We start from the raw sequence: 21,518 nt of genomic DNA on the forward strand, positions 1-21,518 counted from the left end.
CAGAATTATCTTATAATTTGACTTAATCTGAATTATATATTTATATAAAATAAGAAAAATGTTAATTATTATCCTAATATGAGTTAAGTATCGAAAGAGATTAAGCATCATATGATCGTTTTTATTTTTTTGTCTATGAAAGCGTATAATCTTGGATAATAAAAACCTAGTAAATGGAGGAAAAGGATGAAAAAACATCGTTGGTCCATCGTATTCTTAATTGCTGTTGGTGTGGTAGTGAATTACTTTGACCGAATCAATATGTCAATCGCAATGCCGTTAATGCAAAAGGAATTTCATTTATCGCCAGGTCAGGTCGGGATATTTTTATCAGCATTTGCCTGGTCATACGCACTTCTTCAACTTCCCGTAGGACCTATATTGGACAAGATTGGGGTCAAATGGGTAACACGTGCAGCTACAATGATATGGACCGTAGCTTGCCTTCTAACTGCTGTCGCTAATGGATGGGGGTTGATTATATTATCCAGGGTCTTATTGGGTGTTGGGGAGGCGCCATTTTTCCCAGCAGCTGCTAAAGCAGTTAGCCAATGGGTTCCACGAAATGAACGTTCAAAGGCCATCGCTACCTATGATGCTCAGTCCAAATTATCCAATGCAATCGGTGCACCAATTATAGCCTTGATTGTGACCGAATGGGGATGGCGCGGCGGTTTTACAGCAACGGCGGTTCTCAGTTTTCTCTATGCTGTTGTGTATTGGGTATGGTACCGTGAACCCCATGAAGATAAACGCTTGACGAAAGAAGAGTTTACATATATTACTGAAGGCGGTTCACAAAGTTCTGAAGTCGCATCAGGCAGTGCCATGCAAAATATACGGTACCTTTTGTCAAAACGAAAAGTGTGGGCCGTATTTATAGGGTTTGCGGCATATGGATATTCATGGTTTTTATTCTTAACTTGGCTACCGGGTTACCTTGCCACTGAGATGCATATGTCCATTTTAAAGTCTGGCTGGTATTCAGCGATTCCATGGATTGTTGGTACTATTACAGAAATTGTGATCGGCGGCTGGCTAGTAGATAGACTCATTGAAAAGGGATATAATCGTACCCGTGTAAGCAAAACATTTTTAGTGATAGGTTTGCTTTTCGGTTTATCCATCATTGGTGCAGCATTTACCCATAGTGCAAACGTTGCTGTATTTTGGATTTCAATGGCACTCGGCGGTCTTGTCGTAACATCGGCAGTTGCCTATTCCATTCCAACTTTTATCGCTCCTAAGGGAACGGTAGGCACTTTGACTGGCTTACTTACCTTTGGAAACAATTCGATGGCAATTGTAGCGCCCATCACGACTGGATTTATCGTTCAAGCTACAGGCTCCTTTATGTATGCGTTTTTATTAGCAGCAGCTATTCTAATTGTTGGAATTTTAAGCTATGCCTTCCTTCTTACAGATCTAGAACCGATTGAAAGTGCTGGTTCCGGCACATCAAACAATCGGGTAATTTCGAATAAACAAACTATTTAAAATAGTTTGCAAGATTGTATTGTTTCACCCTTTCTATTATTTCGATAAAAAGAGCCAATTCTGAAGTTTAAAACTCCAGTGTCGGCTCTTCTTAACTGTTTTAAAATAAAAAATTCATACTGCCTTTGTTGCCGTATTTAATCAAACAAATAAAGGAGTTAATTTCCTATGAATACAATCTCTATTAAAAATAAGGTGATTGGAGAGGGGACTCCAAAGATTATTATTCCATTAATGGGTAAAACAGAAGAACAACTTTTTCAAGAGTTCAACGAAATAAAAACGTTAGCCCCCGATATTATCGAATGGCGGGTGGATGTATATGAACATGTCGAAGATTTAGAAGCTGTTAAACAAATGCTATCAGAATTAAGAAGGCTTGCGACGGATTCCCTTCTTTTATTTACATTCAGAAGCCATAAAGAAGGTGGAAATAAAGAGATTTCGGATCGAAATTATGTAGAATTACTACAAACAGTAATTCGGACAAAAAACATTGATCTAATTGATATTGAATTGTTTACAAATGATTCTGCTGTTAAAGAACTTGTGGCATTGGCTGAAGAGAATGGTATTTTTGTGGTTATGTCTAATCATGATTTCCATAAGACTCCAAAAAAAGAGGAAATTATTCATCGACTTCGTAAAATGCAAGAACTTGGAGCGCATATCCCTAAGATTGCTGTGATGCCGAATAGTGTTCAAGACGTGATCACCTTATTAGATGCTACAAACACAATGATAACAAAATATGCGAATCGTCCCATTATTACCATGTCAATGGCGGAGATAGGCTTGATAAGTAGACTAGCAGGTGAAGTATTTGGCTCAGCATGTACATTTGGTGCAGGGAAAGAAGCATCTGCACCAGGACAAATTCCAGTTTCTGAACTAAGAAATGTTTTAGAAATTATCAATAAAAATATTAGGTGAGATGAACTATGACATACTTTGATAAAAACTTAGAAAAAATTGATGGCAGAACAAAGTTAGTAGGATTACTTGCTACTCCAATAGGACACAGTTTATCTCCAAGAATGCATAATTTAGGTTATACATTAAAGGGTTTAAACTACTCTTATCTTGCGTTTGAAGTAGGCAATGAAACACTCGAAAAAGCCGTAGAAGGGATGAGAGCTCTCGATGTGGCTGGGTTCAACGTATCGATGCCAAATAAAATGGAAGTCATTAAATATTTGGATGAATTAGATGATAGTGCTAAATATACCGGTGCAGTAAATACGGTGGTAAATAAAGATGGTAAGTTAATTGGATATAACTCAGATGGAAAAGGCTATGTGAAAAACCTAGAAGTTCATGGGGTAGATCTGAACGGACAAAAAGTTACATTAGTCGGGTCCGGCGGTGCTGCCACACCAATCGCGATTGAATTAGCACAGTCTGGAATTAGCGAGATTAGCATTTTTGCCCGTTATGATAAATTCTTCCACCAAGCTGAAATAAATGTGGATAGAATCAACTATGATATGAAGGCCTTTGGTGTTAAAGCTAATATCTTTCAATTAGAAGATAAAGAGGCCTTCCAACGTGAAGTAGCAAAAAGTACAGTACTTGCAAACGGTACAAGTTTAGGGATGAAACCTTTAGACCAATTAAGTATCGTGGATGATACCTTAGGTGTACTGCGTGAAGGATTAGTTGTAACAGATGTTGTTTATAATCCCTCAAAAACCAAGTTATTACATCTGGCAGAACAAGCTGGAGCAACTGCCATTAATGGTCTTGGTATGATGTTGTGGCAAGGGGCTATTGCATTTAAACTATTTACTGGTGCAGAAATGCCCATTGAAGAAATCAAAAAAATCATGTTTGAATGAGGATAATCCCCATGATAGAAGATGCAGAAGCAGTATTAGCTTTTTGAACTATAGGGGGTAATAGCTTAATAACGGAGGTTGCTGCGGCAACTTCTTTTTTGTTTAGTAAAAGGTGCTGGTTAATTGAACAGATAGTCACTGGTTTTGCAATTTTAGATTGAAATATGTTTTGCGTATAAAAATTCTGAAATGTTGTCGGTATTGCTGAATAAAAAATCTTTTCAAACAAACAATATTTATAGTTTACTACCAGTTTAGGAGGAATCGCATGGTAAATATATTAGAAACAGTCATGGATGCCATGAAATCACTGTCAGTTCAAGATGAAGACCAACCTCTCCATGTCGGAGAAGTGATGGCATGCTGGATTTACTTATCAGGACTTGAATTAGCCAAAGTATCTGTTCAAGCAGGCATAAACACCACGACCGACGATGAGCTAAAAGCAATACTTGAAGAAGATATGAAACTTGGGACCAGTCAAAGGCAGCGACTCCATGATTTCATGCTTAAGGAAGGAATTACGTTACCTCCAGCTCCTGAAGATATGCCAATATCCGCTTCTAACAATATTCCTCTTGGTGTTAAATTAACGGATGATGTGATTGCTAACGATCTATCATTAAAAATAATTAGTTTAATTATGCGTGCTGCTGGTGCAGCTTCTGAATCGATTCGCACCGATGTTGGATTATTGTTTATTCAGTTTCAAGCAGAAAAATTAGCTTTCGCGACTAAATTAAAACATTTAATGCGCAAACGCGGATGGATTAAAGTACCACCGTTTTACGTTCCACCTGGTTCACAACATCCATTGAATTAGGGGAAGTGTAGATAGTAACATGTGTGCAAGAACGATGGCGGAATAAATTAATACAAAATAAGCTAACAAATAATAAGAAGAAGCACTAATATGCATAAAAGGCCAATAAGATTTTAAAAATATAATTAATGATGATTTAAAGCCATTTTCCTACTTGGAAACGGCTTTTTTAGTGAATTATTGAACTGGCATGCGTCACGACCCCATTATTAAATTTTCCGTATTTTATTAAGTAGTTGTAATTTTAGCATAGATGATAAAAAATAGAGCTAATTCACCCATGATCACAATGTTTGGAACTACCATGATTAAATTAATAATAAAAAAGGCTGCTAAAATCCCTAAAAACAACCCTAAATGATAAATTTTCAAACGGTGTTGTTCATATCTGTATTGATGAAAAACAATGGTAGTTGAAATGAAATAGAGTAATACAGAACTAAATACGAAATATAAGATATATGAATAATCGACTTCATATAAAAACATTAGTTTGATAGATGCTGCAATCATGCTCAACGACATTAGAATAAACAAATGTCCGTAAATAATAGTTTGCCCTGCCCCCTGAATTGACTTGTTTACCTTCTTTTCTACATTTTCAAAATATTGCCACCACATTGAAATAATAAGAATAAATGAAATAATTGAAAATGAGATCGAATTCCAATCACCTTTTTGAGGCTGAAGTACAAATAGGGTGCTGACGACTGATTCTCCAAATAGGATTAATGTCAATAAAGCATAACGTTCTAATAAGTGAGCCGTATTGGTCAGGGCTTTTACCAAATACTTGCGTCCGAAAACAGGCACTATAACATCTATAAAAATTCCTGCATATAACACGGCGTATCGGAGCCATGAATCAAAAAAGATAGAGAGAAATGAGATAAAGACTCCAATCCCAAAACATGTTCCTAAAAACCGAGCAGCCGTTTTTCGATCCCCTTCTTCAATTTTCTGAACAACAAGATATTGAATTGCCGTTAGTATTCTAGCTCCGATATAGCCAATAAGAAAAGGGCGATAGTATTGGTCAAAATCTACGGATAAGCTGGATGTCATAACAAGGACAAATAACATTTGAAGAATAATAAAGATACGTTGATGTAAAAAATCTTGTCCAAACCGATTAATAAACATTGTTTGTCCGGTCCAAGACCACCATATCGGGATAAACATCAGAACAAACTTTAATAAATATTCTGGATGAATATAACCTTTTTCAACATGAAGTAAAACATGAGTAGTAGTTGCAACGGCCGCGACAAACAGCAAGTCATAAAAAAGTTCTAACCAAGTCACTTTTTTTTCTTCTATCATTGGTAATAACCCCCATATATAACGAAATGTGGTATCATAAAAGATGATTTCAAACAAGGAGGGAATCTCAATGCCCAAAACCATTGGCCTTATTTGTGGAAGCTTACGAAAGAATTCTTTTAACCGAATCGTTGCTCAATCATTGACAGATATGAGTGATGACGCTCAATTTCGGTGGATCGAAATCAACGATCTTCCTTTGTTTAACGAAGATTTAGAAATTGGCGGAGATCCAGAAACAGTAACATCATTTAAATCCGCTATTCAGGACGTTGACGGTATCATTATCGTAAGTCCAGAGTACAATTCTGGAATTCCAGGTGCGCTAAAAAATGCTTTAGACTGGGCGTCAAGACCTCCGAAGACCTCCGTTCTAAGTAGAAAACCGGTTGGCTTAATCGGAGCAACTCCTGGGGGATTAGGGACTGCCTTTGCTCAAATGCAAATCAGACAAATATTAGATGCCATGCAAGCTCAGGTTCTTCCATATCAAAAAGTGCTGATTTCGCAAGTACATGAAAAGATTGACTCCGACCAGAAAGTGCTTACTGACGAAAAAACAAAACGATATCTTGGGCGTTATTTACAACAATTTATTCATTGGATTGATCAGACTTTTGTTTTAAATTAACCCAGGAATACAAAACATCATCAAGTAATTTTTTATGATGATCATATATTATTAAAAAATGCTGTTGACACTAATAGGTTTATAGATAAACCTATGACAACAATGAATTTACTATTAAACTAATTATAACAGACGATGAAGTTTAAGGTAAATTTACCGATATATGGTATTTTTGATATTCGTTAATTTAAGGAGGATTATAAAATGTCTGATCTCTATTCTCGTCTTTCCAAAGAGGATGCTGCTATTCTTCTAGTGGATCATCAAACCGGCCTTATTTCCGGCCTAGTGCGTGACTATGGTGTTGATGAATTCAAGAACAATGTTTTGGCTCTTGCAAACACAGCTAAGTTTTTTGATTTACCTGTGATTCTAACAACAAGCTTTGAAAACGGACCTAACGGACCACTAATGCAAGAATTGGTTGAACTCTTTCCTGATGCGCCAAAGATAGCTCGGCCTGGACAAATTAACGCATGGGACAATGAAGATTTTGTTAAAGCCATTGAAGCAACCGGTAAAAAACAGCTTATTATAGCAGGAGTTGTTACTGATGTTTGTGTTGCATTCCCGGCACTATCTGCTGTAAACGCCGGTTACGAAGTATTTGTTGTCACTGATGCTTCCGGAACGTTTAGCAAACAAGTAGCGAACGCGTCATTAATGCGCATGGCCCATGGTGGGGTACAGCTTATGAACTGGTTTAGCGTAGCATGTGAATTACAACGCGATTGGCGCAACGACGTCGAGGGTTTTGGCGCTTTACTTTCTGGCCAACTTCCTGGTTATCAAAATTTAATTGGAAGCTATATGGGAGCTCAACGAGATTTCCGCAAGCAGAATGACTAGATCAACAAAGATCAACCTTGACATATAGTTAGCTATCCTCACCAACAAACGCGGATTTCATACGAAATTCGCGTTTCGCCGTCAGGCTCCCTTCTTCAAGCAGAATTGTTGAATTATAGAGAACTTATTTATGTCGCTTTGACCTATATTCCGAGCTTTTAGACTATATAAAAAAAGCATCACACGATGCCTAATTAAATCAATTTCTTAAATTTTTCTCTAAAGGCTAGTTTGTGAGCAAATAGGTAGATCAAAGTATAAAAAGGAAATGGAATAACTAAACTTCCAATTTGTGCGATGATATATACCGAAGCATTTAAAAAGCGGTTCTCCAATAAATTCAGTTAACATTCCAAATAGTAAACCCACAATCCAGGGGTTTCTATTATAAAAGTACCGGATTACGAACAAAACACATACAGGCATAAGTGCAGAGTCATAAGGAATGTAGGATGGGAATGCAGGTGTGACAGGTCTCAAATAGTTCCAAAATGTTAGTTGAACACCTATATTATCTAATGTAATGGATACTAAACTGACAAATAAACCGGCGTATAAAAACCGATCCTTCCCAATCATAAGCAGAAAATTGAAGAGTCATTTTTTCAACAGCTGCACTGCTATCGCCTTAACTTTTTGGAAAGAACATGTCGTCACCCGCTAGGGACAGTTGCGCATGAGCCTGACACCATGACTTCTTACGACAATCATAAAAATAAAAAATGGCAGTATCCGTGGTTATTTAATAATAATCATAGCCACAGACACACGCCACTAATTTAGTTTTGTGCCTTATAAAAATGATAACTAGAGCATCTCTTCTTTGCTTTTTTAAATGGTTGTTTGCTGTGCATATTTTTTGAAATTATCTAGAATTGCCTGCCATCCTTGTTGTTGTAACTCAATTGGATTTGTAGTTTCAGCATCAAAAGTTTCAATTACTTCGGTTTCGTTTTCTTGACCTTTAAAAGTAATTTTAACTTTTCTTCCATCACCCAGAGTATAAGCAATAACCTCATGTAATTTCACTTCATCATAAATTCCACCAAAATCGAAACCAAAACTGCCATCTTTGGCTTCCATTCTTGAAAGGAATTTCCCACCTGCTCTTAAATCATTCTCAGCAAATGGTGTATGCCAGTCATCTGAAGCTTTGCTCCATCTTGTGATATGAGTTGGCTCTGTCCAATATTTCCATACCTTTTCTACTGGTGCTTGAACTGTTGTTTCTACTGTTATTTTTTTAGATGTTTCCATTTCATTTACCGCCTCTCTTAATACGAAGATTTTTTAAGCGATTTATCCACAATAGGTGCCTGACTATATTCTAGATGATTTCGAATAATTACGCTACTTCTTCATTGGTTCCTTATACCGCCCTTGTAATCCATTTCTTCCCTTCCACTAACCTTGTAACTAGCATTGGGATTTTTAAACGGAAAATGAAGATAAAACAGACAACTGCTTAATTCGGAGAAAACAAGAGAAATCGTGAGATATTCCTTTCTATATAGAAGGCGTTTAGTTAAAGAAGCAATACTCAGATAGTTTTATTTCCTTGGCAGGGAGTAAAGCTCTTATTGTTGATGAATATAGTAGCTTAAGGGGATGAAAAATATGGAATTTGTAGGTATGCTTCCAGCTTTAGTAGTACCTTGAAGAATGATTAACACTTATTAATAACTGGAATTAAATATACATATATCATTAAGATTAAGAATGAATGTTAAGAGGAGACAATAAATGGATAAAAATTATGATGAGTATATTAATAATGCAATTGAGTGGGCTAAAGGTCATCTAAATTCTAAAGAATATTGTTATATTTGTTTGGCTTTTGTAGAGGATGCATTAGAGAGAAGTAATAACATTGAAATCTTTGGTGGAGATACTGCAAAAGAATCTGCGGATTTATATGAAGCAAATAAGCAAACAGGTATGCCTCCAAAAGGAACCTTTGTTTTTTATGATTGCTTAGGAGTAATTAATGGTGAGCGTAAAAATTGGGGGCATGTAGGCTTATCTATTGGTAATGGAGAGGTTATTCATGCTTGGGATAAGGTAAGGATTAATAATTACCTTGATGTAGAAAAGTTAACTACTGCTCCAGGTTGGGAAAAAACAAAGTTCATTGGATGGGTATCACTTGAACGAATTATGCTTGGGTTTCAAAGGAAAATTTATTAATATTAAATTTTCACTAATGCTAAATCTTCATCGGATTAAATTAAAAATCATCTAGAATTTTGACTGGCCAATACATTAAAGAATGTGAAAAATGTACTTAAACAATGCTTGAGTTGAACAAGGGGTTACTGCAGCAACCCTTTTTTCTTGTTCCGCTATCATGCCATAACATCCAAAATCAATTAATATGTATCAATAGACAAGCATACAATCTCCTTAAGACTGGTTGCAAATTATCACAATTGCTTCAATACAGTTGAGTAAAGGAGCTGATCATATTGTCCTTTCCAAATTCTATGCATAACTACCTACTACCGGAGGATTTCGGGGCAAAAGGTGATGGTGTTACAGATGATACAGAAGCCTTGAAAAATTGTATTGCTAGCGCATTGGGAGGAATGGGGATATTAAATCTTAAACCTCATGTAACCTATGTAATTACACAGATACTCGAAATCCCTGATTATATTTCAGTAAAGGGTAACAATGCTTTAATAAAGGTTGCTAGTGATTGGAATAAAGTTTCAGTCCCGTCCCTTTACCCAAAGTATAGTATCAACAGGAACACTATCAGCGCCTTTGGCAGGAACGGATTTAACTATGAGTACAAGATTTATTAAGGATTTGAAAATTGATGGGAATTCCAATTACTGTAACCTTGTCGGATTGTATATGGGAACTGAAGATCAAAGTAAAATTACACAATCATCAAGTGTTAACTATGCTGTCTATCAATGTGCATTTAAAAACATTTCTATCTCTCATGTCTCTACTGGTCTATTTTTAGCGGAGGAATGGGGGAGTTACTTTGAAAATATAAGCACCACTTATATCGGGGATTGTGGTTTAAAAATACAAGGGCAAATTGTTAATAATACCTTTGTTGGCTGTCAATTTTCTGGTTTAAATAATGGTGTTTATGTAAATGGTGCTACATATCAAGGATCTATCAGACGTCCGGAGGGCTTTACCTTCTTGGGTGGTTTCATTGGTTCAGCTAAAAGGGGTATAAATGTAGTACGAGGATTGGCGTTCAAATTCTCTCACATGGTCGTGAACTTGAACTCTCTCTTTGCTGTTACAGGTGCTGATATGTCAGACTTTGTATTTGATGGTTGTTATATTTCCTGTACCTCAAGGGCAATAGATATCCAAGCCATAAATACTATTCGTAATAATACATCCGTAGCTTTTAATCATTGTAATATTATGAGTGATGGTTTAACTGATCCTTATGTAGCTTATGTCCATGTTAGACAAAATGGGATTGTGTTTAATGGCTGTAAGATCAATGGTGTTATGTACTGGGAGGATGGTAGTAGTGGTCTAGTAACCAACTGCCTATGGGGTGACGACCCCACCACTAAGCCTAGAATCATAAAATGTGGTACTGGCTATGTTAGACAATCTCTCAATATGTTTAAACAAGATGGAACACTAGTTGTAACAAGAGGAACGAGGTAATGAGTTGGTTGTCAGTCTAAAAAAATAGATTGAAGCTGGAAAAGGGATTGAAATGGATTATAATCGTCACTCAAGAAATCTAAGATAGGATGGGAATCTTGTGGTCAGTACTAACCTCACTCACAACCATTAATATCGTCAATAAGGTCGAACGCTAGGACAAACCAATCCTAGCGTTATTTTTACCACCTTATTTATTCATTTTGAGCAACACTTTTTCCTTCTAAAAACTGATTTAGAGCTTCGATATTTTTATCGAAGTCCACTTCTAATACAGCGCCAAGCTCTTCATCACGTTTATTTTGAAAACTGCCATCTTCAGGGATGCGTACGGTTTCTATATTGCCACTTTTCTTCGTTAACAGGTCTTTTCCAATTGTCAAAATAGTGGAACTATCCATATTGGTATCTACGTATTCATTCATCAAACTTAATAGTTTAGGGAGTTTTACAACACTTTGCAGGCTTACGGCTTCATCCGTTAATTTTTTAATCACTTCCTGCTGTCTTTGGATCCGTCCGAAGTCACTTAATCGATCGTGACGAAAACGGACATATCCTAATAATTCTTTTCCATGAAGTGTTTGTTTGCCTTCTTCTAACTTTGTTTCAATGCCATAAGACATCTCGTATGGTATGTCTACTTTAATTCCGTCTGGTACGAGGAGATCGACCGCTTTTTCGAACCCCTTAAAGTCGACAATCGCATAATAATGAATATCCAGCCCGAAATTTTCTTTAAGGGTTTTCCTTAGTAGTTCAGGACCTCCAAACGAAAAAGCCGCATTTAATTTTTGCTGGCCATGCTCTGGTACAGAAACCAACATATCACGCATTAGAGAAATAAGTTTGATTTTATGTGTTTCTGGATCATAATGGGCAACCATGATCGTATCCGTTCGAGCTTGTTTTTCTCCCCTTGAGTCACTTCCTAATAAAAGAACATTGACTGCACCTAGTTTATTTGTATCTCCTTGAAACGTATCTTTTCCTTCCACTTTTTTAAGTGGTTCGTTGATTGTTTCGATTGTACCTTGTATGTATTGAAATATATGAAAAAGACCAACTATAAAAATGCTTAATAGAAGAAGTGCGCCAAACACTCTCCCCAATCTTAGTCTTCTTCTATTCTTTTTTGACCGTGTCAAATCTTGCATCACCTCATCTATTCACATCCCCTGAAGTAATGATTATCCCATAAATATTTTTCATCCTTTTTAATATCAGGTTACATTTTTTTGAATTTCTGATTACATTTTCTTGTTTTATTGTCACTTATCTAGTTGTCTTAGAGGTATGACCTTATGTTTAAATTAAGTTTATTATTTTAAAATATTGTCACACTTTTAATATCATGATACTATTAGATGAAATTAAATTCCTTTAATTTGGTCCAGAGAGGCCAAAAAGGCGAAAGTAGACTTCTTATATACTTGTCATGTATATAAGTGCCCTTTTGTCCTTTGGATGAGAGGGCATTTTTATTTTTGCCAACTTTTCTTTAAACAAAGTCCTGTGAGGCTTGAAAGGAGAACGACAAAAATGGATTATCGTAAAAAAACAGTAGTTGCTTCAGTAGCAGGTTTAACATTAGAGGGTATGGATATCATGTTTATATCCTTTGCGATGTCGATGATTATTGCCGAATTTCATATCGACATGGCTACAGGCGGTCTTATTTCTTCTATTACCAACTTAGGAATGCTGGCAGGTGGAGTCATTTTTGGGATTTTAGCAGATAAATTTGGAAGAGTTAAAGTTTTTACTTATACGATTCTACTATTTGCTCTTGGTACGGCATTAACAGGGTTAGCCTCAAATATTGAACAAGTTTATCTATTTAGGTTTATTGCAGGCTTAGGTGCAGGTGGAGAATACGGCATTGGAATGGCGCTTGTGGCTGAAGCATGGCCAAAGAATAAACAAGGACGCGCTTCTTCCTATGTCAGCATTGGTGCTCAATATGGTGTGATCCTCGCTGCTCTTCTTAGCGCCATGATCCTTCCTGCGTGGGGATGGAGAGGATTGTTTTTCATCGGTTTGGTTCCCGTTATATTCGCTTTTATCGTTAGAAAGAAATTAGACGAATCACCTGTATGGGTAGGGGCACAAAAGCAAAAACAACTTTTGCCAAAACAAGGGAAATTATCGCAATTGTTTTCTTCGCCTAGAACATCGGTCACAACGATCGCTTTAGCCATCATGGCTACTGTCCAAATTGCCGGTTATAATGGGTTGATGATTTGGCTGCCGTCCATGCTCCAACAATCCCAAGGATTATCCGTTTCCAATTCGGCTCTTTGGACGATTAGTACGGCTGTTGGAATGATTGCAGGGATGTTAACTTTTGGCCAATTTATGGATCGTTTTGGAATGAAGCGCTCATATGGAATCTTCTTATTCGCTTCTGCGGTGGCTGTGTTCTTATTCTCCTTTGCTTCAGGGAGTGCAGGTCTTTTAATCGGCGGTGCGCTTGTAGGGTTTTTCTCGAATGGAATGTTTGCGGGATATGGTGCACTAATCAGTAATTATTATCCAGTTGAGATTCGAAGCACAGCAACCAATACGATCTTTAACTTTGGCAGGGCATTAGGGGGATTATCTCCTATTTTGGTAGGATACATCCTGCAGCACGCGAATGTAACGGTAGCGATGGGGTATCTTGCTGGCCTTTACTGTATCTCCTTTATCGCAATGGTTAGTTTGAAAAAAGGAAAGGATAAGAAAGCACAAATCCATTCATTTTCTAAAGCGGTGTAAAGTGAAAGCTGGAATCTTTTAAGGAAAAGGTCTATTCCTTTAACCAAATTACCAAGCTAGTTTTATACTGGGAAAATTTTATTAGTTATGACGCGTAAACTGGTACGCGTCATTTTTTTTATTTATCTCAAGGTTTTAGGCAATCGGTCTTCATGTATAACATGTTTCTTTATGGAAAATATTAACCAAAAAGGAAGCTTTTAAAAAAAATAAGTTTGCTATGAAATATCAAAAGCTTTACATAAGTGGGAGATTAAGAATGAATAAGGAAAAAATAAGCGGACTCCAGCTTTTTTATTTAATGGCAGGCTATGTATTGGGAACTGCGATCATTTTAGGATTAGGTGCAGATGTGAAGCAAGATGCATGGATTTTTATCATAATAGGAATGTTATCCAGTGTGCTTTTAATGGTTGTTTACACTCAATTAACATTTTACTATCCGGGTGATACTCTCGCTCAGATGATGCCAAAAATAATTGGAAAAATTCTATCCTATCCCGTTATCCTGCTTTATATTGCACATTTTACCTATTCTGCAGCAAGGGCTTGCAGAGAATTAGGGGACCTAATTGTGACAACCATTTTAACTGAAACCCCAATCTTTGTAGTAATAGGAAGCTTCATGGTGTTAGTGATTTATTGCTTACGAGGAGGAGTGGAGACTTTAGGGCGGATGGCAGAAATTGTATTTCCTATTTATTTTTTTTCCCTCATGCTGATTTGGCTTCTTTTACTAAGTGTCGAAACATTTGATTTGAGAAATCTGACACCTGTATTAGGTAATGGTGTAATGCACGTATTGAAAAAAGCGGTCCCCGCTGCCATAAACTTCCCATTTGGAGAAACAATAGTCATTATGATGTTTTTTCCTTTTTTAAGCAATAAAAAAAATATAAGAAAGATCGGACTGTCCACTCTACTAATTGGAGGATCCCTGTTAACAGTTAATTCTATTATGATGATTTCTACTTTAGGACCGGAAATTTACAGCAAGGACCTTTTTTCCCTTCTTGCAGCTACTCAAATGGTTTCTGTTGCAGATTTTCTTGAACGTTTTGATGCCCTTGTTATTTTAATGATGGTAGCAGGAGTTTTTTTTAAGGTTGGAGGATTTACATTGGGTGCATCCATTGCTATTTCTCATTTATTCAATTTAAAACAAACTCGTTCTGTCATTCTTGGCCTTGGGTTAATTATTACTCCCTTATCGCTAATAAGTGCATCCAGTTATGTAGAACATTTAGAAATTGGATTTAAGCTCTATGTTCCATATCTACATACATTTTTGCAAATTATTTTACCAATTTTATTGCTTGGCATCGCAGTGATTCGAAAAAAATTGGGACTTGTCTATCCGCAAAAATAATTTAGGGTGGTACGATTATTGAGAATTTTAAGGCGGTTAAAAAAACTAACATCTATAATACAAGAGCAAAATCCCGACAAAATTATAGTGCAAGATGGAAATGATCGATTATCTGGATTTCTGCAGAATGATTTTTCGCTGGTCATGCAGCATTTTGAAGGGGCTTCAGATTTTGCCTATCGAGAACTTACTTTAAAAGACAATCACGTTATCACGATTTTATATCTAAATGGATTAGTGGATATCGAAAGAATCGAATTAAATATTATAGATCCTTTGTTAAAGCATATCGAGGCTTTATTAAAGAACCCTGAACCGACCATTGATAACATAAAAGAGGGGCTTAGTTCAGCTCAAGTCAAACATGGAGAAACCGTTCAAGAAATCGTTAATCATCTATTATCGGGAGATACGGTTTTACTGATTAATGGACTCAAACAAGCCATTTTTATAAGTGAACAATCATGGGAAAAGCGTTCAATTGAAGAACCTATATCCGAAGCAGTTGTATTAGGCCCAAGAGAAGGCTTTACTGAAAATATCCAAACAAATACAAGCATGATTCGAAGACGCTTAAAAACAACTAAACTTAAGTTTGAAAGTATAAAAATTGGGGATCTTTCCAAAACCGAAGTAGTTATTACCTATCTTGACGGTATTGCACAGAATTCAATCATTGAAGAAGTTCACAGCAGACTAAATCAGATTAATATCGATGCGATTGAGGATAGCGGATACATTGTAGAGCTTATTGAAGATCATCCTTACTCCGTGTTTCCGCAAATATTGCAGACTGAACGTCCAGATCGTGTTGTTGGTAACCTTCTTGAAGGCAGAGTCGGAATCATTGTTGAAAATAGCCCTTTTGCACTGATTGTTCCTGCGACATTTTTTCAAATGATGACCTCTCCTGAGGACTATTATGGAAGATATATCATAACTACATTTATTCGGTTTATCAGGTATCTCTTTTTATTGATTGCCCTAATGTTTCCGGCCATTTATATTGCAGTGACAACTTTTCATCAGGAATTACTTCCAACCAATCTTTTGTTTAGTGTTGCTGCATCAAGAGAAACGGTTCCGTTCCCAGCAGTTGTCGAAGCATTATTAATGGAAATTACTTTTGAAGCTTTGCGAGAAGCTGGTTTGCGTTTACCGCGGCCAATCGGATCAACCGTTAGTATTGTAGGTGCATTGGTGATTGGTCAAGCTGCTGTCGAGGCGGGAATTGTTTCAGCTCCATTAGTCATTGTAGTATCGACTACAGGTATTGCTTCGTTTATGTTTCCTAGTTATAGTTTAACAGGCGCTATTCGACTCCTACGGTTTTTAATGATTTTTTTAGCCGCTACTTTAGGGTTTTATGGGATTTTGTTAGGAGTTTTCTTTATCCTGGTTCACCTTGTTCAACTTCGTAGCTTTGGTGTTCCTTATTTAGCTCCTATAGCTCCTTTTAATTTTAACAATCTTAAAGACGTTTTTATTCGTGCGCCTTGGTGGAAGATGAATGAAAGACCTGAACAAACAGGAAAAAGAAACTTGAAGAGATTAGGTCTCCGAAACCGTAAATACTAGTTCGCTTCAAAAAGACAGGATGAGATACATGAGGGCGATTAAAGTGCTGCTACATTTGGTCATAACAGTTAGTTTACTTACAGGTTGTTGGAACCGGATTGAAGTGAATGATATTGCCATTGTTACAGCGATTGGATTAGACCTTGTTGATGATGATATGATCCGCTTATCTCTGCAAGTAGCGATACCAGCAAAGTTAGGACCAGCAGGGGGGGCTAAAGGAGGTAGCAAAGAACGCAGTACATTCGTCATTTCAGAGAAGGGCGTAACCGTTTCTGAAGCTTACCGAAATTTACAAATGAAGCTATCAAGACGTATATTCTTTTCTCAAAGCAGAGTCTTACTAATCGGAGAGGCGTTGGCCAAAAAGGGAATTTCTAATATTATTGATTTTTATACAAGGTTCCATCAACCTCGAATGAACAGTTTTATCATGTTTACAAAAGGAAACGCTTCTGATGTTATTAAAAATATTCCGAATTTAGAAAATGTTTCATCAGAAGAAACGAAAGAACTTGCAAAGCTAAGTGTAGGTATAAAAGTTTATGTAAGAGATTTTTTGAACATGCTGCTTACAGATGGATTAGAACCATTTGCCCCTCAATATAAATTAACTTCATTAGAAGTAAATACGGAAAATAATTCTGCTCAAGTACAGGTAATTAATGGAGCTGCTGTATTTAAAAAGGACAAACTAATAGGTTGGCTTGATGATAGTGAAACCCGGGGATTATTATGGCTTCGAAATGAGATAGAAGAAGGAGTCATTTCAATTAAGATCCCAAAGGAGAAAGGCGGAGGGAATATTAGTTTTGAGATTATTCGAGCCGATACCAAAATCATTCCCCATTTGAACAATGGACAAATAAAATTTAATATAAATGTTACCTCAGAAATCATTGTAATTGAAAATGCTTCAAAGGTAGTATTATTTAATCAAAAAGAAATTGATGGGATCCAAACAGATATCGAAAAAGAGATTAAAGATCGAATACAAATGGTTTTAGACAAAGCCCAAAAAGAGTTTCAGTCAGACATATTTGGATTTGGCCAAGCTGTATACAGAGAATACCCAAAAGCATGGAATACAATTTATAAAAAGAAGTGGGACCAAGAGTTTCCAAAATTAGAGGTAACCATTAATCCAAAAGTTTTTGTAAGAAGAATCGGTTTAAGTAAGTAATGAAAAAACTTCAGATAAAGGAATCGAAAATGCTTAAGATTTTTATAGAGATTCTTATGTTTGTTTCACTCTTTGCCTGGGAAGCCTTACAGTTAATACGAAAAAAAGAGATAAAAGAATTAGTTGTTTTTTCTATTCTTTCGATCATTGGACTTGCTTTGAGTATTTTGGTCGTTATTCGATCATTTATCTAATGATTAAATTCTAATTAAAGCAGATTGCTTAATAATTTTTATTCGCTTAACCTTAGTTTCTTCTTGTCCGACAGGTTAGTAAATCTAAAGGGTTGATCGTATTTCGGAGCAACCCTTATTAAATATTTTCTTGTTTATTTTGACAGATCATTCACTTCATAGGCAACTCGTATCCCAGATTCAATCGCACCTTGCATCCACCCGTGTGTAAGTGTGGTATGCTCCCCAGCAAAATGTACTCTGCCCTCAGGTAAAGTGACATAAGGAAACAACTCGTTTTCCTGACCTGGTTCGAAAGCCGCTAACGCCCCAGTAGAATAGGGATTATCGACCCAGCTGAACGAAGTTCCTACTTTAAACTCAGAATAGACCAGGTCTCCATAAATTTCAGCTAAGTCCCTTAAAGCGTATTGAATGCGATCTTCGTTTGATAGACCCTCCCATGTCGAAGCCTCATCCGCCCATGTATAGCTTGCTAAAAGTACAGCGGGTCCACTTGTACCAATACCTTGACTTGGGTAATAGGTGAAACGGATTGGCAGATCCGTTATGGACTTTCCACCTTTTTGTTCAAACCGTTCCCAAAACCTGCTTTTAAATTCGATTCCGATTTTAGTTGCGGCCATATAGTTCAATTCACGGATCGCTCGTCGTTTAAAGTAGGAAAAAGAACGATGTGGTTCAACTTGGACAAATCGCAGTACGGAAAATGGGATGGTGATAATAGCAAGATCACTAGTTAGGGTGGAAGCTGCTAACGTGTCCGGATGGGAGGAATGAATGGTTACACTGTTGTGATGTTGGGTAATTTTCGTCATCTTTTGATTGAAGTAGATGACATCATTTAATTGTGGAAGAAAGGCTTTCGGAAGCAGATCCATACCACCTGTTATCTCATAGTAACGATTCGTTCTAAACTGCGCGGTTTCTCGCAATACTTCCAGAAATGACATTCCCATATAGGCTTCATAGTCAAGGAGCACTCCGATCATATCAACCGCACCATCAGAAAATGTGGTTCCATATTGATAATGGTAAAATTTTAAGAATGAACCCAGTGAGTAGTCCTTAAATTCTTTTTCGATTAAATCCCAATTTTTCATTGGATCTTTGTTAATAAAATCAATAATGGGTTGTAAAGCTAAATTTAAGAGTTCTTCTGCACTCTTCCCTTTTTCGTTCGGGGCTACAGGGAAATTTAGAATATCCGGATAACGCTCAAAAATGTTAAGGCGTGTTTTGATTCCGTTGATATAAAGAATATCGACAGGTGTTCGGTTAATGAACAAGTTTATATTCAAACTGAATTTTTTAATATACTCTAAGGTTAAATGATGAGAATCCGGAATACGCATCGGTCCTGCGTTCAGATAAAGCCCATTGGAAAAAGGGGAACGAATAGTATAGACACGGCCGCCCACATGGTTAGTGGCTTCGAGGATGATGACATTGTGCCCGGCTTCTTTCAATAAGGAAGCAGCAACCAGTCCTGCTAGCCCTGCACCGACAATTGTAATATTCTTGGGTACTTTCGACTTCATCAGCCCATTTTGTATGATGCTAAGCATTTGTTGCTTTGTTAACTTATTGTATTTGTAATCAGGCATCTCATCGCCCCTAGTGAAAAGATTACTACATTGTATTCACTTAAAGAGATCCCTATGTGTTTATGGCATGAAGATGAACGTCCCTGTGTTTCATAAAGTTTTTACTTTTCAAGCATTCGAAAGGGCAGGCAATCAATGAGTTGTCTATTTTTTTGTTAATGATTAAGGTTATAATAGATTTGTCTAAGAGGAGTTAACACGGAGGTAATAATTATGCCAATTCAACCAGTTCATCAGCGCGATAAAGTGAGTTCGTATCAAAGTCTTCGTTCCTTATACGAGCAAAACATCACCGTAAACAGTATTGCAGAATCATTGGATACTTGTCATCTACATGATGATGCTACCCATATTAAAAACATGATGGAAATGAAGGACTACGATATTCTCGGTGTGGAGGATAACGGAATTGTTATTGGATATGTGGTAAGAGATGAATTGAAGGAAGGAATCTGTAAAGATTATTACCGGAGCTTTAGTCCGACAGAGCTTGTTTCGGAATCAACGTCCCTTTTACATACACTGTTTATTTTTAAAGAAAATGAACGAATTTTTATCCTTGAAGGAAACAGAATAACAAAGGTTGTCACACTTGCCGATCTTCAGAAGCCGCCGATTCGGATGTTATTATTTGGGTTGATCTCGTTATTAGAGATGCATCTTTATCGGATTATTAATGAGTATTTTCCTGATGATTCCTGGAAAAAGCATTTAAATCCGAAGCGGATTCAATTTACAGAAGATTTATTTGCTCTTCGAAAAGCCAGGAATGAAGGGATTCAATTAAGTGATTGCTTGCAAATTTGCGATAAACGGGATATTGTCTTGAATGAAGATCCATTAAGGGAGCAGTTGGGGATTGAAACCAAGACGAAGGGGAAGCATTTTTTTAAAAAATTAGAAGAGCTCCGGAACAATTTGGCTCATTCCCAGGATATCAACACCGAGAACTCTTGGAATGAAACATTCTTTTTAATCGAACAGACGGAGAATATTTTAGAGGAATGTGAAAAGATAAAATAGAATTTAACGGAAAAGTTGGCATCTATCATGGTGCCAACTTTTTTACATAGGTGAAACAAGGAGAGAAACATGGTTGAGTTAGTGTATTAATGGAAATCACAAATAATCGTGTAATACCATTCAGCTTGGTTAAAATATGTTAGGGAATGGTACTGACCAGGCTTAGTAGCTTTCCAACTACAAATAAGGAGTGAAAGAGGATGCCTACAAACGACGAACGTAATCGATATGGTGAAAACGCAAACCAAGGTGTCAACAACGCTACAAACCAAGCTGGTAACAATGCAACGAACAAAACAGGCAGTGATGTTGGTGAAGCGGTTGGTACTGTTGGCGGCGGTGCTGCTGGGGCTGCGATTGGCTCTGTTTTAGGACCAATAGGTACTGTTGCAGGTGGACTTGCAGGCGGTGCGCTTGGTAACCAAGTTGGTGAGGAGTTTAGCGGAGAGAATAATGCTGCTAACAACCGTAATGCCACCAATAACAGCGGTTCTGTGAACAAGTAATAAATTTTTATCTTAAATAGAAATCAGCCAGAATACAACGTTTTATTCTCATTGTAATCTGGCTGTATTTTTTTCTGGATTTGTGAATGCTTGTTTGTAATTGTTTTATGTAAACATTACCACTTATACTTACTAATTTTCAGACAGAGATTATATATGTTAGTACAATTAAAATTAAAGGGAGGGTATGCACAATGACGGTTGCTACTCAAGTAAATCAAACTTTAGCAGGTTTAAAAAGTGCACAAGCTAGTTTTGAAACATTTGCCTTACAGACTGAAAACAAGAATGCAAAGGAATTGTACCAAAATGCTGCTCAACAAACTCAGTCAATCATTGACAGTTTAGAACCGCGTCTTCAGGAAATACAAAAAGAAGAACCCCAATATAATCAGTAAAAAGGTGGGGTGGCGTTTTATGCTGCCCCTTTTAATATTAACATGCACAATAAATAAGTTTTTAAAAATAGGGAGATAAAAATGACGATATACTCCAATGTAAAACAATGCTTAGTTTCCATTAAGGGAATTGAAGCACAACTATCCACTTTCGCTTTAAATTCTCAGGATGAAAAAGCTCAACAGACCTTTCACAATGCCATGTTAATTGTCGAAGAAGTGAAAAATGATTTACAAAAACGAACGATAGAAATGGAAGTTCAAGAACCTCAATATAAACCATTGTAA

At 36.7% G+C, this 21,518-nt stretch carries 23 protein-coding genes; 18 read left to right on the forward strand and 5 right to left on the reverse strand.

What is annotated here, in order from left to right:
* The first annotated feature begins 186 nt into the window (after positions 1 to 186).
* From COD92_RS18515 to COD92_RS18535, 4 genes are all read left to right on the forward strand, one after another.
* A complete protein-coding gene (locus tag COD92_RS18515) occupies positions 187 to 1,497 on the forward strand; it encodes an MFS transporter (RefSeq protein WP_098527252.1) in 1,311 nt (436 codons plus the stop codon).
* A 168-nt stretch (positions 1,498 to 1,665) separates the two neighbouring features.
* Positions 1,666 to 2,430, forward strand: a complete 765-nt coding sequence (aroD, locus tag COD92_RS18520) for a type I 3-dehydroquinate dehydratase (RefSeq protein WP_098527253.1) — start codon at positions 1,666 to 1,668, stop codon at positions 2,428 to 2,430.
* Positions 2,431 to 2,438: 8 nt separating this feature from the next.
* Entirely contained in the window at positions 2,439 to 3,335 is an 897-nt protein-coding gene (aroE, locus tag COD92_RS18525) for a shikimate dehydrogenase (protein WP_098527254.1), read from the forward strand.
* A gap of 301 nt (positions 3,336 to 3,636) precedes the next feature.
* Positions 3,637 to 4,158 (forward strand): DUF3231 family protein, encoded by a 522-nt coding sequence (locus tag COD92_RS18535; protein WP_255295283.1) that lies wholly within the window; start codon positions 3,637 to 3,639, stop codon positions 4,156 to 4,158.
* A gap of 228 nt (positions 4,159 to 4,386) precedes the next feature.
* Here the strand turns inward: COD92_RS18535 and COD92_RS18540 are convergent, their stop codons facing one another.
* On the reverse strand, positions 4,387 to 5,478 hold the full coding sequence (locus COD92_RS18540; RefSeq protein ID WP_098527282.1) for a low temperature requirement protein A: 1,092 nt from the start codon (positions 5,476 to 5,478) through the stop codon (positions 4,387 to 4,389).
* 73 nt (positions 5,479 to 5,551) lie between these two features.
* Between COD92_RS18540 and COD92_RS18545 the strand changes: the two genes are divergently transcribed.
* Together COD92_RS18545 and ycaC are read left to right on the forward strand one after the other, a co-directional pair.
* On the forward strand, positions 5,552 to 6,112 hold the full coding sequence (locus COD92_RS18545) for an NADPH-dependent FMN reductase (protein WP_098527257.1): 561 nt from the start codon (positions 5,552 to 5,554) through the stop codon (positions 6,110 to 6,112).
* Between the two features lie 204 nt (positions 6,113 to 6,316).
* A complete protein-coding gene (gene ycaC, locus COD92_RS18550; RefSeq protein WP_098527258.1) occupies positions 6,317 to 6,961 on the forward strand; it encodes an isochorismate family cysteine hydrolase YcaC in 645 nt (214 codons plus the stop codon).
* 219 nt (positions 6,962 to 7,180) lie between these two features.
* On the opposite strand, the gene COD92_RS33400 is transcribed toward ycaC, so the two are convergent.
* Together COD92_RS33400 and COD92_RS18555 are read right to left on the reverse strand one after the other, a co-directional pair.
* Positions 7,181 to 7,540: a CBO0543 family protein gene (locus COD92_RS33400; protein WP_368731436.1), complete on the reverse strand. Its 360-nt coding sequence runs from the start codon at positions 7,538 to 7,540 to the stop codon at positions 7,181 to 7,183.
* A gap of 252 nt (positions 7,541 to 7,792) precedes the next feature.
* Positions 7,793 to 8,218, reverse strand: a complete 426-nt coding sequence (locus COD92_RS18555; RefSeq protein ID WP_098527259.1) for an SRPBCC family protein — start codon at positions 8,216 to 8,218, stop codon at positions 7,793 to 7,795.
* A gap of 486 nt (positions 8,219 to 8,704) precedes the next feature.
* Between COD92_RS18555 and COD92_RS18560 the strand changes: the two genes are divergently transcribed.
* From COD92_RS18560 to COD92_RS18570, 3 genes are all read left to right on the forward strand, one after another.
* Positions 8,705 to 9,148, forward strand: coding sequence for an NlpC/P60 family protein (locus COD92_RS18560; protein WP_098527260.1), 444 nt, complete (start codon positions 8,705 to 8,707; stop codon positions 9,146 to 9,148).
* Between the two features lie 278 nt (positions 9,149 to 9,426).
* On the forward strand, positions 9,427 to 9,768 hold the full coding sequence (locus COD92_RS18565) for a glycosyl hydrolase family 28-related protein (protein WP_098527261.1): 342 nt from the start codon (positions 9,427 to 9,429) through the stop codon (positions 9,766 to 9,768).
* A complete protein-coding gene (locus COD92_RS18570; RefSeq protein WP_098527262.1) occupies positions 9,749 to 10,612 on the forward strand; it encodes a hypothetical protein in 864 nt (287 codons plus the stop codon). The genes COD92_RS18565 and COD92_RS18570 overlap by 20 nt, the downstream gene beginning before the upstream one ends.
* 194 nt (positions 10,613 to 10,806) lie before the next feature.
* On the opposite strand, the gene COD92_RS18575 is transcribed toward COD92_RS18570, so the two are convergent.
* A complete protein-coding gene (locus COD92_RS18575; RefSeq protein WP_098527263.1) occupies positions 10,807 to 11,769 on the reverse strand; it encodes an LCP family protein in 963 nt (320 codons plus the stop codon).
* 385 nt (positions 11,770 to 12,154) lie between these two features.
* On the opposite strand from COD92_RS18575, the gene COD92_RS18580 reads away from it, so the two are divergent.
* The 5 genes from COD92_RS18580 to COD92_RS32100 all read left to right on the forward strand — a co-directional run bounded on the left by COD92_RS18580 (position 12,155) and on the right by COD92_RS32100 (position 17,696).
* On the forward strand, positions 12,155 to 13,372 hold the full coding sequence (locus COD92_RS18580) for an MFS transporter (RefSeq protein WP_098527264.1): 1,218 nt from the start codon (positions 12,155 to 12,157) through the stop codon (positions 13,370 to 13,372).
* 259 nt (positions 13,373 to 13,631) lie between these two features.
* Complete coding sequence (locus COD92_RS18585) at positions 13,632 to 14,741, forward strand: GerAB/ArcD/ProY family transporter (RefSeq protein ID WP_176541023.1); 1,110 nt, start codon at positions 13,632 to 13,634, stop codon at positions 14,739 to 14,741.
* Positions 14,742 to 14,759: 18 nt separating this feature from the next.
* Entirely contained in the window at positions 14,760 to 16,319 is a 1,560-nt protein-coding gene (locus COD92_RS18590; RefSeq protein ID WP_098527266.1) for a spore germination protein, read from the forward strand.
* A gap of 28 nt (positions 16,320 to 16,347) precedes the next feature.
* Positions 16,348 to 17,502 (forward strand): Ger(x)C family spore germination protein, encoded by a 1,155-nt coding sequence (locus COD92_RS18595; protein WP_176541024.1) that lies wholly within the window; start codon positions 16,348 to 16,350, stop codon positions 17,500 to 17,502.
* A gap of 29 nt (positions 17,503 to 17,531) precedes the next feature.
* Entirely contained in the window at positions 17,532 to 17,696 is a 165-nt protein-coding gene (locus COD92_RS32100) for a hypothetical protein (protein WP_176550455.1), read from the forward strand.
* Positions 17,697 to 17,830: 134 nt separating this feature from the next.
* On the opposite strand, the gene COD92_RS18605 is transcribed toward COD92_RS32100, so the two are convergent.
* Complete coding sequence (locus tag COD92_RS18605; RefSeq protein ID WP_098527269.1) at positions 17,831 to 19,303, reverse strand: flavin monoamine oxidase family protein; 1,473 nt, start codon at positions 19,301 to 19,303, stop codon at positions 17,831 to 17,833.
* Positions 19,304 to 19,516: 213 nt separating this feature from the next.
* Here COD92_RS18605 and COD92_RS18610 point away from each other — a divergent pair, with 213 nt between their 5' ends.
* From COD92_RS18610 to COD92_RS18625, 4 genes are all read left to right on the forward strand, one after another.
* Positions 19,517 to 20,326, forward strand: a complete 810-nt coding sequence (locus COD92_RS18610; RefSeq protein ID WP_098527270.1) for a hypothetical protein — start codon at positions 19,517 to 19,519, stop codon at positions 20,324 to 20,326.
* Positions 20,327 to 20,526: 200 nt separating this feature from the next.
* Positions 20,527 to 20,832: a hypothetical protein gene (locus tag COD92_RS18615; RefSeq protein ID WP_255286489.1), complete on the forward strand. Its 306-nt coding sequence runs from the start codon at positions 20,527 to 20,529 to the stop codon at positions 20,830 to 20,832.
* A 194-nt stretch (positions 20,833 to 21,026) separates the two neighbouring features.
* Positions 21,027 to 21,230 carry a DUF1657 domain-containing protein gene (locus COD92_RS18620; RefSeq protein WP_098527271.1) on the forward strand — a complete coding sequence of 68 codons (204 nt, stop codon included), beginning with the start codon at positions 21,027 to 21,029 and terminating at the stop codon, positions 21,228 to 21,230.
* 81 nt (positions 21,231 to 21,311) lie between these two features.
* Entirely contained in the window at positions 21,312 to 21,518 is a 207-nt protein-coding gene (locus COD92_RS18625; RefSeq protein ID WP_098527272.1) for a DUF1657 domain-containing protein, read from the forward strand.

It is taken from the genome of Bacillus sp. AFS037270 (assembly GCF_002585305.1).

Coding starts and splice junctions, on each gene's coding strand:
- COD92_RS18515 (WP_098527252.1), top strand. CDS start 187: ATGAAAAAACATCGTTGGTCCATCGTATTCTTAATTGCTGTTGGTGTG.
- aroD (WP_098527253.1), top strand. CDS start 1,666: ATGAATACAATCTCTATTAAAAATAAGGTGATTGGAGAGGGGACTCCA.
- aroE (WP_098527254.1), top strand. CDS start 2,439: ATGACATACTTTGATAAAAACTTAGAAAAAATTGATGGCAGAACAAAG.
- COD92_RS18535 (WP_255295283.1), top strand. CDS start 3,637: ATGAAATCACTGTCAGTTCAAGATGAAGACCAACCTCTCCATGTCGGA.
- COD92_RS18545 (WP_098527257.1), top strand. CDS start 5,552: ATGCCCAAAACCATTGGCCTTATTTGTGGAAGCTTACGAAAGAATTCT.
- ycaC (WP_098527258.1), top strand. CDS start 6,317: ATGTCTGATCTCTATTCTCGTCTTTCCAAAGAGGATGCTGCTATTCTT.
- COD92_RS33400 (WP_368731436.1), bottom strand. CDS start 7,540: ATGATTGGGAAGGATCGGTTTTTATACGCCGGTTTATTTGTCAGTTTA.
- COD92_RS18555 (WP_098527259.1), bottom strand. CDS start 8,218: ATGGAAACATCTAAAAAAATAACAGTAGAAACAACAGTTCAAGCACCA.
- COD92_RS18560 (WP_098527260.1), top strand. CDS start 8,705: ATGGATAAAAATTATGATGAGTATATTAATAATGCAATTGAGTGGGCT.
- COD92_RS18570 (WP_098527262.1), top strand. CDS start 9,749: ATGAGTACAAGATTTATTAAGGATTTGAAAATTGATGGGAATTCCAAT.
- COD92_RS18575 (WP_098527263.1), bottom strand. CDS start 11,769: ATGCAAGATTTGACACGGTCAAAAAAGAATAGAAGAAGACTAAGATTG.
- COD92_RS18580 (WP_098527264.1), top strand. CDS start 12,155: ATGGATTATCGTAAAAAAACAGTAGTTGCTTCAGTAGCAGGTTTAACA.
- COD92_RS18585 (WP_176541023.1), top strand. CDS start 13,632: ATGAATAAGGAAAAAATAAGCGGACTCCAGCTTTTTTATTTAATGGCA.
- COD92_RS18595 (WP_176541024.1), top strand. CDS start 16,348: ATGAGGGCGATTAAAGTGCTGCTACATTTGGTCATAACAGTTAGTTTA.
- COD92_RS32100 (WP_176550455.1), top strand. CDS start 17,532: ATGCTTAAGATTTTTATAGAGATTCTTATGTTTGTTTCACTCTTTGCC.
- COD92_RS18605 (WP_098527269.1), bottom strand. CDS start 19,303: ATGCCTGATTACAAATACAATAAGTTAACAAAGCAACAAATGCTTAGC.
- COD92_RS18610 (WP_098527270.1), top strand. CDS start 19,517: ATGCCAATTCAACCAGTTCATCAGCGCGATAAAGTGAGTTCGTATCAA.
- COD92_RS18615 (WP_255286489.1), top strand. CDS start 20,527: ATGCCTACAAACGACGAACGTAATCGATATGGTGAAAACGCAAACCAA.
- COD92_RS18620 (WP_098527271.1), top strand. CDS start 21,027: ATGACGGTTGCTACTCAAGTAAATCAAACTTTAGCAGGTTTAAAAAGT.
- COD92_RS18625 (WP_098527272.1), top strand. CDS start 21,312: ATGACGATATACTCCAATGTAAAACAATGCTTAGTTTCCATTAAGGGA.